The 11,128-nt window shown below is 76.4% G+C and carries 12 protein-coding genes; 4 read left to right on the top strand and 8 right to left on the bottom strand.

Going from position 1 to position 11,128, the window contains the following annotated elements:
* Positions 1-139: 139 nt before the first annotated feature.
* Entirely contained in the window at positions 140-358 is a 219-nt protein-coding gene (locus ACFVFS_RS16055) for a DUF397 domain-containing protein (protein ID WP_380624506.1), read from the bottom strand.
* A 314-nt stretch (positions 359-672) separates the two neighbouring features.
* Between ACFVFS_RS16055 and ACFVFS_RS16050 the strand changes: the two genes are divergently transcribed.
* Both ACFVFS_RS16050 and ACFVFS_RS16045 read left to right on the top strand, forming a co-directional pair.
* Positions 673-1,212: a PTS-dependent dihydroxyacetone kinase phosphotransferase subunit DhaM gene (locus ACFVFS_RS16050; protein ID WP_380624437.1), complete on the top strand. Its 540-nt coding sequence runs from the start codon at positions 673-675 to the stop codon at positions 1,210-1,212.
* A 146-nt stretch (positions 1,213-1,358) separates the two neighbouring features.
* Positions 1,359-2,288, top strand: coding sequence for an NAD-dependent epimerase/dehydratase family protein (locus tag ACFVFS_RS16045; RefSeq protein WP_380624435.1), 930 nt, complete (start codon positions 1,359-1,361; stop codon positions 2,286-2,288).
* A 3-nt stretch (positions 2,289-2,291) separates the two neighbouring features.
* On the opposite strand, the gene ACFVFS_RS16040 is transcribed toward ACFVFS_RS16045, so the two are convergent.
* The 6 genes from ACFVFS_RS16040 to ACFVFS_RS16015 all read right to left on the bottom strand — a co-directional run bounded on the left by ACFVFS_RS16040 (position 2,292) and on the right by ACFVFS_RS16015 (position 6,825).
* Entirely contained in the window at positions 2,292-2,780 is a 489-nt protein-coding gene (locus tag ACFVFS_RS16040; RefSeq protein WP_380624433.1) for an NUDIX domain-containing protein, read from the bottom strand.
* Positions 2,781-2,790: 10 nt separating this feature from the next.
* Entirely contained in the window at positions 2,791-3,477 is a 687-nt protein-coding gene (locus ACFVFS_RS16035) for an acetyltransferase (RefSeq protein WP_380624431.1), read from the bottom strand.
* Between the two features lie 26 nt (positions 3,478-3,503).
* Positions 3,504-4,229: a sugar transferase gene (locus ACFVFS_RS16030; protein ID WP_380624429.1), complete on the bottom strand. Its 726-nt coding sequence runs from the start codon at positions 4,227-4,229 to the stop codon at positions 3,504-3,506.
* 43 nt (positions 4,230-4,272) lie between these two features.
* The gene (locus tag ACFVFS_RS16025; protein ID WP_380624427.1) at positions 4,273-5,457 is read right to left on the bottom strand and encodes a glycosyltransferase; all 1,185 of its coding nucleotides are present in this window, start codon (positions 5,455-5,457) and stop codon (positions 4,273-4,275) included.
* The gene (locus ACFVFS_RS16020; protein WP_380624425.1) at positions 5,450-6,292 is read right to left on the bottom strand and encodes a polysaccharide deacetylase family protein; all 843 of its coding nucleotides are present in this window, start codon (positions 6,290-6,292) and stop codon (positions 5,450-5,452) included. The genes ACFVFS_RS16025 and ACFVFS_RS16020 overlap by 8 nt, the downstream gene beginning before the upstream one ends.
* A 263-nt stretch (positions 6,293-6,555) precedes the next feature.
* Positions 6,556-6,825 (bottom strand): hypothetical protein, encoded by a 270-nt coding sequence (locus ACFVFS_RS16015; protein ID WP_380624423.1) that lies wholly within the window; start codon positions 6,823-6,825, stop codon positions 6,556-6,558.
* A 373-nt stretch (positions 6,826-7,198) separates the two neighbouring features.
* Between ACFVFS_RS16015 and ACFVFS_RS16010 the strand changes: the two genes are divergently transcribed.
* Positions 7,199-8,395, top strand: coding sequence for a polysaccharide deacetylase family protein (locus ACFVFS_RS16010; protein ID WP_380624421.1), 1,197 nt, complete (start codon positions 7,199-7,201; stop codon positions 8,393-8,395).
* A 698-nt stretch (positions 8,396-9,093) separates the two neighbouring features.
* Here ACFVFS_RS16010 and ACFVFS_RS16005 read toward each other — a convergent pair.
* Positions 9,094-9,864: a glutamate racemase gene (locus ACFVFS_RS16005; RefSeq protein WP_380624419.1), complete on the bottom strand. Its 771-nt coding sequence runs from the start codon at positions 9,862-9,864 to the stop codon at positions 9,094-9,096.
* A gap of 57 nt (positions 9,865-9,921) precedes the next feature.
* On the opposite strand from ACFVFS_RS16005, the gene ACFVFS_RS16000 reads away from it, so the two are divergent.
* Positions 9,922-11,061, top strand: coding sequence for a glycosyltransferase (locus ACFVFS_RS16000; RefSeq protein ID WP_380624417.1), 1,140 nt, complete (start codon positions 9,922-9,924; stop codon positions 11,059-11,061).
* The last annotated feature ends 67 nt before the right edge of the window (positions 11,062-11,128 follow it).

The raw sequence follows: 11,128 nt of genomic DNA, 5'->3' as shown, positions 1-11,128 counted from the left end.
TTTATTTCGGATGTTTGTTTGGTCAACCAATTAAACATATTTTTGTCGGGCCCCCTCTCAATTGTCTTCGCCACCGGGCCCCTCCCCCCCCGCGCCCCCGGCCGGGCCGCCGCGGGGGGCCCCCCCGGCCGGAATCCGGTCAGGTGAGGTCGAACTCGCCGTCCCGCGCGCCGAGCACGAAGGCCCGCCACTCGCCGGGCGTGAACACCAGGACCGGGCCGTCCTCCTGACGGCCGTCCCGCATGCCGATGTAGCCGTCCACGAAGGCGATCTGGACGTCGCCCACGCCCTGGCTGCTGCACAGCCAGGTCGCCCCGGCGAAGTCCACCTTCGGCTTCCCGTTCGCGCCGAGCTCCACCGCTCCCGCGGCCTCCGTCCCGGTCGACTCCGCCCCGGTCACGCTGTTGGCTGCCACTGCTGGTCTCTCCTCCCGACGGCCTGAACGGCCCCAGCCTAGTCACCCGCACGGCCCCGGGCGGCGGGATCGGCGGGACTCCCCCGACCGGGGCCGACGGGCCGTCGGCGGCCCCGCCCGGCCTGCTCCGGCGCGTGTCCCGTACGGGCGGACGACGGGCGAACTGCCAGAGTGTGGGGAGCCCCCACCGAGTTCGCGACCCGGGTTCCGACCAGGTTCCCGCCCGAGTTCCCACCGAGCGCCCCGAGGAGCAGCCGATGAGCCGCCGGGACGGCACCCGCGCCGATGTCATCCCCATCTCCGACGCCCCCTCGGCCCACCCCCCGGCGCCCCGCACCCCGCCCGCACCGGCGCCGCTGCCCCGGCCCGGAACGGGCCGCCCGCCCGCGCACGGCCGGGTCGGCATCGTCCTGGTCTCGCACAGCCAGGAACTCGCCAACGCCGTGCGCACCCTCGCCCTCGCCCTGGGCGGCGACGACTCCCCCGCCCCGGTGGCCGCGACCGGCGGCGACCTGGTGGCCGGCCCCGGCATCAGCGCCGTCCTGGTCGCCGCCGCCACCCGGCGGGTCGACCAGGGCCACGGCGTGGTCGTGCTGGCCGACCTCGGCGGCGCGGTGACCACCGTCCGGGCGCTGCTCGCCGACGCCGACGAGCACGGCCTGCCGTTCCCGGTCCGCTTCGCCAACGCCCCGTTCGTCGAGGGCGCGGTGGCCGCGGTGGCCACGGCCACCGCCGGCGGCGACCTCGCGGCGGTGCTGGACGCCGCCGAGGAGGCGTACCGCCAGCCCAAGGGCTGACCGCCCCGGCCCGGGGCCCGCCGCTCCCCGCGCCTGGCCGCTTCCGGCCGTTCTCGGGGTTCCGGCCCACCACGGGTGATCGCGCGGCTACCATCGGCGCAGGACCGGCCGAGGGGCCGGGTGGTCGTGAGGGGGGAACCTCAGCCATGCGCGTGGTCGTCACCGGCGGAGCCGGATTCATCGGGGCCAACCTGGTCCGGGCCCTGCAGGCCCGGCCCGAGGTGGACCAGGTCCGGGTCGTGGACGACCTCTCCACCGGGCGGAAGACCAACCTGGCCGGCACCGAGGCCGTGCTCTACGAGGGCACCGTCCTCGACCCGGCGCTGCTGGACGAGGCCTTCGCCGGCGCCGACGCCGTGGTCCACCTCGCCGCACTGCCCTCGGTGCCCCGCTCGGTGGCCGACCCGCTGGCCAGTCACCACGCCAACGCCACCGGCACCCTGGAGGTGTTGGAGGCGGCCCGCCGCGCCGGGGGCCTGTACGTGGCCGCGGCGTCCTCCTCCTCGGTCTACGGCGCCAACCGCGAGCTGCCCAAGCGGGAGAGCATGCGCACCGCGCCGATGAGCCCGTACGCGGTCAGCAAGCTCGCCACCGAGTCCTATCTGGCGGCCTACCACCACTGCTACGGGCTGGGCGTGCTCCCGCTGCGGTTCTTCAACGTCTTCGGCCCGCTTCAGCCCGCCGGGCACGCCTACGCGGCCGTCGTCCCTGCCTTCCTGGACGCCGCGCTGGCCGGGCGGCCGGTGACCGTGCACGGGGACGGCGGGCAGAGCCGGGACTTCACCTTCGTCGGCACCGTCACCCAGGTGATCACCGAGGCGGTGCTGCGCCGGGTGGTGCACGCCGACCCGGTGAACCTGGCCTTCGGCACCCGCACCTCGCTGCTGGAGCTGATCGGCGAGCTGGAGTCGGTGCTCGGCCACCCGGTCGAGGTGGCGCACGTCGACCCGCGGCCCGGGGACGTCCGGGACTCGCAGGCCGACAACGCACGGCTGCGCGCGCTCTTCCCGGACGTCACGCCGGTGCCGCTGCGCGAGGGCCTGGAGCGCACGGCGGCCTGGTTCCGCGGCCTCTGAGCCCTACGGGCGCACGGCGCCGTTCCACTGGAAGGCGGCCTCCGGGTGGCCCGACACCGCCCGGTGGATCCAGCCGAGCTCCTTCTCGCCCATCGGCGGCAGCGCGTCCAGGGCGTACCAGCCGACCGCGAGGGTCTCGTCCTCGTCCAGCCGGACCTCGCCGCCCGTCGGACGGCAGCGGAAGACGACCTCCAGGTACTGCGTCAGGTCCCCGTTGGGGTAGGTGATCTCCGGCGAGACGGTGACCGCCAGCAGCTGCTCCGGGACGGCGACCACGCCGGTCTCCTCCAGGCACTCGCGGGCCGCGCCGTCGGCGGGCTGCTCGCCGGGGTCGAGGATGCCGCCGGGCGGCGCCCAGCAGCCGTCGTCGACGCGCTGCACGAGCAGCACCCGGCCGTCGTCGTCCAGGACGACGGCGACGACGGCGCTGAGCCAGAGCATGCGGGAGCCGACCACGGAGCGGAGGTCGGCGAGGAACGCGGGAATGGCCATGGCCCGCACCCTATCCGGAGGCCCGCCGCGCCTGACCAGGGTCCCCGGCGGCGGGCGGGCCGCCGCCGGGTCGGTCCCGGCGCAGCGGGCGGGCCGGGGAGCCGACCACGACCTCGCCGGGCGGCACGTCCCTGGTCACCACGGCGGCCGCGCCCACGAAGGCGCCCTCGCCCACCGTGCGGCCCTGGAGGACCACGGCGTTGGAGCCGACGGTGGCGCCGTCCGCGAGCAGGACGGCGCCCGAGACGTTGCCGCCCGGGTAGACCGTCACCCGCTCGCCCAGCACCGCGTCGTGGCCGACCGTCGCGTTGTAGTGGACCTGGCTGTGCGCGCCGAACCGGACGCTGCTGGACACGTAGGCGCCGCCCATCACCAGGCAGCCCGGGCCGAGCACGGTGTCCGGGGCGATCAGCGCCCGGGGGTGGACCAGGGTGGCCGGCTCCGCGCCCAGGCCGTCCAGCAGGGCGGCGAGCCGCTGCCGGACGGCCGGGTCGGCGATCCCGACCAGGTAGCGGGCGCCGGGTTCGAGCTCGGCGGGCCTGCGGACGGGCAGGCCGCGGACGGTGTCACCGTGCCGGCCGTCGTCGAGGAAGCCCGCGACGGGGACGCCGGCCGCGAGTGCGGTGTCCAGCGCCTCGCGGCCGACGCCCCCGGCGCCGGCGATCCAGAGCCCGGGCGGGGCGGCTGCGGAGGGCACGGGCTCCATCCTGCCCGGTCCGGCCGTCAGGACGCCTCCTCGACGGCCGCGTGGACCGGTGCCGGGAGGACCGGCGGGGCCGGCCGGGACGCCGTGCCCTGCCGGGGCAGGCCGATCACGGCGGGCGGCTGCTCGGCGGCTCCTGCGGCGACCGGCACACCGGTGTCGGCCGGCTCGGTGGGCGCCGGGAAGCCCGGGTTGACGCCGCCGGCCGCGGTGATCCCGGCCGGGCGCAGCAGCACCTTGACGGTCAGCAGCAGGATCCGCAGGTCGAGTCCGAGCGAACGGTTGTGGACGTACCAGAGGTCGAGCTCGATCCGCTCGGGCCAGGTGATGGAGTTGCGGCCCCGGACCTGGGCCCAGCCGGTGAGGCCGGGCCGGACGTCGAGCCGGCCGCGCTGCCGGCGGGAGTAGTGGACGACCTGCTCGGGCAGCGTGGGCCGGGGCCCGATCACGCCCATCTCGCCGCGTGCGACGTTCCACAGCTGCGGCAGTTCGTCCAGGCTGGTCCTGCGGAGCAGTTCCCCGAGCCGGGTGATCCGGGGAGCGTCCGGCTCCTCCGGGAAACGCCGGTCCCGCATGGTGCGGAACTTGAGGATCTCGAACTCCTCGCCGTGCAGCCCCGTCCGGGTCTGCCGGAAGAGCACCGGTCCGCCCATCGTGCGGCGGATCAGCAGGGCGATCACCAGGCCGAGCGGAATCGCGACGATCCCGGCCAGGCCGGTGATCACGAGGTCCCCCCCTCGCTTCATGACGGTCCTTCCCCCTGATGCGGTGGTGTGGTCGTGGGCGGGCTCAGCCGACCGTCCAGGGCAGTCCCTTGGCGCGGGCGACGGCCGCGTAGGTGGCCAGCGAGACGGCGGCGACCGCCCGCTGGTCGAACTGCGCCGTGGCGCGGCGGCGGGCCGCGGCGCCGAGGCGCTCGCGCAGGCCGGGCTCGGTGAGGAGCCGGTCGAGCGCGCCGGTGAGGGCCCGGGCGTCGCCGGGCGGGGCGAGGAGCAGGTGCTCGTCGTGGGTGCCGATCTCGCGGCAGCCCCGGATGTCGCTGAGCACCATCGGCAGGCCGCCGGCGGCGGCCTCCATGGCGGAGCGGGAGAACCCCTCCCGGTAGGAGGGGAGCACGAAGACGTCGAGGGCCGCGTAGACGGCGGGCATGTCGCCGCGCGGGCCGAGGAAGTCGATGCCGGACTCGGCGCCGTGGGCGTCCGGCTTGTCCGGGTCGTCGGGGCCGATCCACACGAACCGGGCCTTGCCGGCCAGCGCGCGGGCCGCCTCGGCGTACTCCCCGATGCCCTTCTCGGCGACCCGTCGGCCGACCCCGCCGACCAGCAGCTCGTCCGGCCCGACGCCGAGTTCGGCGCGCAGCGCGGCGCGGGTGCGGGCGCGCTCGCCCGGGTCGGTGGCGAAGCGGGTGAGGTCCACGCCGTTGCCGACCACCCGCGAGCGGCGGGCCGGGACGGCGCGGGCCAGGGTGCGGCGGTCCTCGCCGTTCTGGTAGAGCTCGGCGTGCGAGAAGCGGGCCGCGAAGGCCTCGGCGCCCAGCACGAAGGCCCGTTTGGCGAGCGGGTCGTGGGCCTGCGCCCAGAGCCCGTGGCAGGTGTTGACCACCACCGGGACGCGGGCGAGGCGGCCGAGGACCCGGCCGAGCACGCCGGTCTTCGGGTTGTGGGTGTGCAGCACGTCCGGGCGGATCCGGCTCAGCACGGCGAGCAGTTCCCGGGCGGCGGCGGCGTCGGACCGCGGTTCCCAGGCCCGGGTGAGCGCGTGCAGCGGCTCGTGGCGCACCCCGATCGCCTCCAGCTGCGGGACGTACGGGCCGGGCGCGCTGATCCCGTACGTCTCGAAGCCGGCCTCCAGGTCGACCTTCAGCTCGGTGGCGAGCAGCAGGTGCAGGCTCATGTCGACGGTGGTGAGGTGGGCGACCCGCAGCGGGCGGCCGCCGGGGCCGCGCAGCCGCGCGGGTATCCGGCTGTCAGGCACGGGCGCCCACCGCCTTCGCGGTGGCGACGATCCCGGCGTAGGCGCGTTCGGGGATCAGCCGGCCGTGCAGCTTGGCGCGGAAGAAGTCGATCGGATCGGTGCGGCGGACCGGCACCCGGCGCAGCCGGACCGGGTCCACGCCGGGGGTGTTGCGGCCGACCTCGCCGGTCGCGGCGGTCCGGAAGCGGGCCCGCAGGGCCGGCTCCATGTGCGGGACTGGCACGCCCCAGGTGTAGGCGTAGTGCCGGGGGCGGACGCCCAGGTGCTCCTCGACGTCGTCGTTGCAGGCGTCCAGTTCGGCGGTGGAGAGCAGCTCGGGGCGGGCGTGGGTGCGGGTGTGGTTGGCGACCGTGCACAGGCCGGAGGCGGTCATCTCGCGCAGCTGCTCCCAGCTGAGCGCGGGGGCGCCGGCCGCCTTGGCGGTCGAGCCCTCCCAGCGCATCTCGCCGCCGACGTGGCCGCTGGCCAGGTAGACGGTGAAGGGCAGTCCGCGCTCGCGCAGCAGCGGCCAGGCGTTGTCGTAGACGTCCGCGAAGCCGTCGTCGAAGGTGAGGACGACGCCCGGGGTGCGGCGCCCGGCCGCGATCCGGTCGGCGGCCTCGTCCAGGGAGACCACCCGCCCGGGCGGCAGCGCGGCGAGCAGGTCGGCCTGGGCGGCGAAGTCGGCGGCGGACACGTCCAGCTCGTCCGGGCTTCCCCCGCCCACCCGGTGGTAGATCAGTACGGTGGCGCCCTCGCCGGGGCTGGTCCCGACCCGGCGTGCCAGCTGGCGTTTCACCCGGGTCCGGATTCCCCCGCCGGCCGGGGCCGTTCCGGGCACGGCGGTGCCGCTCATCGCTCCCCCCTCTGCGGCGCCCTCCCCGGCACCGTCAAGTGGCCTCGCATCCGGCGCGGTTGGCACCCCGGACGGACATCACAGTAGGGGGAACTGTGGGGCTGGTGCCCCGGAATTGTGAAAGAAGCGAGAAGGAGTTGGCAGATGGGCTGAAAACCGGCCGATCTGACCGGTTGGACTCGATCGGGTGATCGATGTTTGAGCGGCTCCGCCTCGGCCGGTCCGTTTCCGTGCGTGGTCCGCCGGTGGCTCGCGGTGCGCGCTCAGGCGGTCGCGCGCCGGCGGCGGAACAGCGCGAAGCCGATCCGGCCGAGCAGCAGCACACCGGCCGCGAGGCAGCCGGCCACCGCCATCGCCCAGGCCGGACCGTCACTGTCCGGAACCACGACCGCCACCACGATCCCCAGCACGAGGCAGGCCAGGCCCACCAGCGCGAGCGGCACCTGATGGGTGACCAGCGGGCCCCCGTGACAGTACCGGGCCATCCGGGTCGCGCCGTGCGGGTGGAGGTGATCACGTTCCGCATCTGCCATGAGCCCAAGGTACCCCCGTACCGCCGCGCGGGCAGCATGCGGGACGCGATCGGGCGGACACTTTCCGTGACGGACGTGACGGGAGCGGCCGATGGTCGGCACGGTGTCGCGGAGCCGTCCCGGGCCTGTTCCGGGCTCGTCCCGGAATCGTTCCCGATCTGCGAAAAAACCTTGCCGGTCCGGTACAACCATCAACGGGGCGTAGCTGTCTCCATTACATTGAGCGATCCAGGAGCCGTCCGCGGTGCGGGTTGGGAGTCCCCGCCGCGGACCGGACATACCCAGGGGGCGGAGCCGCCGCGCCCTGGAGTCGGAGGCCGGGCTCCGTCCTCCGGCGGTACCGCCACGCCGCATCGGCGACCGAGGGGGAACCGTGCCGCAGTCCCATTCCACGACATCGACCTCCAGCCCCACCGCCCGGACCAGGGCCGTGGTGACCGCCCTGTCGGACCTGCGGCCCCCGCCGACCACCGCCGCGCCGCCCGGGCCCGGCACCGTGACGACCGACGGGCAGCCGGTCGTCACCCCGCCCGCCGTCCTTCCCCCCGCCGCCCTCGCGCCGGGGGGCCGGGCGCTGCGGTCCGCCGGCACCCGCACCTGCTCCGGGCCCGTCCGCCGACCCGCCGAGCCCGAGCCGGCCGGCCACCCGGGCGGCCACGCCGCGGACGCGCGCGGTGAGTGGCTGCGGTTCGCCCCCGTCCAGCCGCTCTTCCGCGCCCGCGCGGCGCAGCGGCTCGCCGTGCTCGCCTACCACGGGGTGACCGACCCGCGTTCGTTCGGCGCCCAGCTGGACCGGCTGCGAAGACTCGCGACCCCCGTCTCACTGGCCGCCGTGCAGCAGGCCGTCACCGAACGGCGCCCGCTGCCCGCCCGCAGCGTGCTGGTGACCTTCGACGACGCCGACCGCAGCGTCCTCACCCACGCGCTGCCCGCGCTGATCGAACGCGGCATCCCGGCCGCCGCCTTCGTCATCTCCGAGCTGATCGGCACCGAGAAGCCGTTCTGGTGGCACGAGGCCGACTTCCTCGCCCGGCACGGCGGGCGTGCCCGCTCCCTCGACTGCGGGCACCCCTCGCAGCTGCTCCGCCGGCTCAAGGCGATGCCCGACCCGGACCGCCGGCGCAGCCTCCACGAACTGCGGGTCAGCGCCGACCGGCGCCCGCCCGGCCAGGACCAGCTCACCCCCGCCGATCTGGTCGCCCTGAGCGAGGGCGGCGTCGCCATCGGCAACCACACCCAGGGGCACCCGTGCCTGGGCCGCTGCGACGACGCCACCGTCCGGGCCGAGATCACCGGCGCCCATGAAGCCCTCACCCGCTGGCTCGGCGAGCCCCCCATCGCCTTCGCCTACCCCGACGGCGGCCACGACGTCCGGGCCGAGACCGTCCTGCAGGAGCTGGGCTACCGGCTCGGCTTCCTCTCCGACCACCGCCTCGGCCCCCGGCTCCCCTCCCACCCTCTCCAGATCAGCCGGCTCCAGGTGGACTCCACGACCAGCACCCGGCGCTTCGACACCATCCTCTCCGGGCTCGAACCCGCCTACCGCCGCTGGCGCGGCCAGGCCGCCTGACCCTCGCCCCCTCCGCGCAGGAAGTCGCCCCACCGGCTTCCTGCGCGCAGCCGCCACCGAGAGTCGACCCCGCCGACTTCCTGCGCCGCTGCCGCCCTCCCCCACGACAGCACACCCGCCGCCAGAAGTCGGACCGGCCGACTTCCCACTCCGCCGGGGCCCCCGGGCCGCTGCGGCCGCGGCAACGCCGCCTCACGGACGGCACAACGTCGACCTCACCGCACGCGGCGACAGCCGCCGCGCCCCGGTCCCCCATCGGCCGGCCGGTCGGTGCGAGCCGCACACGCGCGCACGTCGGCATCGTGCGGCGAGCCGTCGGGGCCGGGGACGGCTCCACGGGAACGTCCGCCCCCTCCCCAGCACATCGGCGGCCACCTCCTGCCCCAGCCCGATCGACCCGGCCCGGCCCGGCCCGGCTGTCGAACAACGCCCCGCGCCCCACCAGCCCACGGCGCGGGCAGACGGAAACGGCCAGACCGCAGGGCCCGCACGACCGGGCAGCGGCACCGCGTTCCGGGCGGCAGGCCGTCGACGACAGGGCGGCCGCAGCCGAACCACTGGCCCGGCGTCGGCGCGTCCGGGCAGATCGGTGCCGGCGGAGACCCGGCCGCCGACGGGCGCCGCGGACCGGCGACAGCGGCGTCGCGGTGCTGCCGGCCCCGGGTTGCGGGACCGCACGGGGCGGGGCCGGTCGGGGGTCAGGTGGTGGGGGCCGCGAGGGGGAGGGCCTGGGGGTAGGCGAGGGCGGCGGCGGGCAGGGCGGCCTCGCTGCCGGCGTGGAGGACGGTGAGGGTGGCGGTGCCCTCGCGGGCGGGGTCGAGCACGCGGCGCAGCGCCTGGGCGGCGACCGGGTCGGCGGAGCCGTGCAGGGTGAGCGACGGCAGGGCGCTCGGGGCGACGGCGGCGCGGATGCGGTCGGCGACCAGTTCGTAGTGGGTGCAGCCGAGGACGACGGCCGCGGTGCCGGCCGGGGTGCGGGCGGCCGCGGCGGCGATGGCCGCCCCGATGGCCGCGTCGTCGCCGTGCTCGACGGCGTCCGCGAGTCCCGGGCAGGCGACCTCGGTGACCGCGGTCGTCCCGGCGAAGTCGCGGATCAGCCCGCGCTGGTAGGCGCTGCCGGTGGTGGCGGGGGTGGCCCAGATGGCGACCGGGCCGCCGAGGGCGGCGGCCGGCTTGATCGCCGGGACGGTGCCGATCACCGGCAGCGCGGGCTCCAGTTCGGCGCGCAGGGCGGCGAGCGCGTGGACCGAGGCGGTGTTGCAGGCGACGATCAGCGCGTCCGGCCGGTGCGCGGCGGCGGCCCGGGCGCAGCCGAGGGCGAGCTCGGTGACCTCCTCGGGCGTGCGGGGCCCCCAGGGCATCGAGGCGGGGTTGGAGGAGAGCACCAGATCGACGTCCGGACGCAGCGCCCGGAGTGCGGCGGCGGCGGCCAGCAGGCCGATTCCCGAGTCCATCAGTGCGATCTTCACGGGTCAAGACTTTAGTCGATGGCCCCCGCCGGGCCCCGGGTGCGGCAGACTGCCCGGGTGACCGTCCTGCTGTGGATCGCCGCGCTCTCCCTGCTGGTCTGGCTCTGGCTGGCGGGCTGCCACGGGTTGTTCTGGCGCACCGACGTCCGGCTGCCGGAGCGCCGGCCGCCGGAGCGCTGGCCGCAGGTGGCGGTGGTGGTGCCGGCCCGGGACGAGGCCGAGGTGCTGCCGGTGTCGCTGCCGGGCCTGCTGGCGCAGAAGTACCCGGGGCGGGCCCGGGTGGTGCTGGTGGACGACCACAGTTCGGACGGGACGGGCGCGCTGGCGCGCTCGCTCGCCGCCCCCGGCGGCCTGGAGCTGACGGTGGCCACCCCTCCCCCGCTGCCCCCTGGGTGGACCGGCAAGCTGTGGGCGGTGCGGCACGGGGTGGAGCTGGCCGGGCCGGACGCCGAGTACCTGCTGCTGACCGACGCGGACATCGCGCACGGGCCGGACTCGCTGGCCGACCTGGTGGCCGCGGCCGAGGGCGAGCGGCTGGACCTGGTGTCGCAGATGGCCCGGCTGCGGGTGGAGACGGGCTGGGAGCGGCTGATCGTCCCGGCCTTCGTGTACTTCTTCGCCCAGCTGTACCCGTTCCGGTGGAGCAACCGGCCCGGCGCCCGGACGGCCGCGGCGGCGGGCGGCTGCTCGCTGGTGCGGCGGGAGGCGCTGGAGCGGGCGGGCGGGGTGGCGGCGATCCGGGGCGCGGTGATCGACGACGTGTCGCTGGCCCGGGCGGTGAAGGCCACCGGGGGGCGGACCTGGCTGGGCTTGGCGGAGCAGGTCGACAGCGTCCGGCCGTACCCGCGGCTCGCCCAGCTGTGGCGGATGGTGTCGCGCAGCGCGTACGCCCAGCTGCGGCACTCGCCGGTGCTGCTGCTGGGGACGGTGCTGGGGCTGGCGCTGGTCTACCTGGTACCGCCGGTGGCGACGGCGGCGGGCCTGGTGGCGGGCGCCTGGCCGGTGGCCGCGGCGGGCGGGGCGGCCTGGGCGCTGATGGCGGGGACCTTCGTGCCGATGCTGCGCTACTACGGCCGCCCGCCGGCGGAGGCGCTGCTGCTGCCGTTCACGGCCTCGCTCTACCTCCTGATGACGGTGGACTCGGCGGTGCAGCACTGGCGGGGCAGGGGCGCCGCGTGGAAGGGCCGGACCTACTGAACCGCCGGACCTGCTGAACCGCCGGAGGCACCGAACCGCCGGACGCACCCAACCGCCGGACGCACCC

This window comes from Kitasatospora sp. NPDC057692, assembly GCF_042799475.1.
Classification (GTDB): Bacteria; Actinomycetota; Actinomycetes; order Streptomycetales; family Streptomycetaceae; genus Kitasatospora.
This window is presented reverse-complemented; position numbering and strand designations above follow the sequence as displayed.

Bases quoted from the DNA above. Each gene is read 5' to 3' on its own strand.
- ACFVFS_RS16050 (WP_380624437.1), top strand. From the start codon at position 673: ATGAGCCGCCGGGACGGCACCCGCGCCGATGTCATCCCCATCTCCGAC.
- ACFVFS_RS16045 (WP_380624435.1), top strand. From the start codon at position 1,359: ATGCGCGTGGTCGTCACCGGCGGAGCCGGATTCATCGGGGCCAACCTG.
- ACFVFS_RS16040 (WP_380624433.1), bottom strand. From the start codon at position 2,780: ATGGCCATTCCCGCGTTCCTCGCCGACCTCCGCTCCGTGGTCGGCTCC.
- ACFVFS_RS16030 (WP_380624429.1), bottom strand. From the start codon at position 4,229: ATGAAGCGAGGGGGGGACCTCGTGATCACCGGCCTGGCCGGGATCGTC.
- ACFVFS_RS16020 (WP_380624425.1), bottom strand. From the start codon at position 6,292: ATGAGCGGCACCGCCGTGCCCGGAACGGCCCCGGCCGGCGGGGGAATC.
- ACFVFS_RS16015 (WP_380624423.1), bottom strand. From the start codon at position 6,825: ATGGCAGATGCGGAACGTGATCACCTCCACCCGCACGGCGCGACCCGG.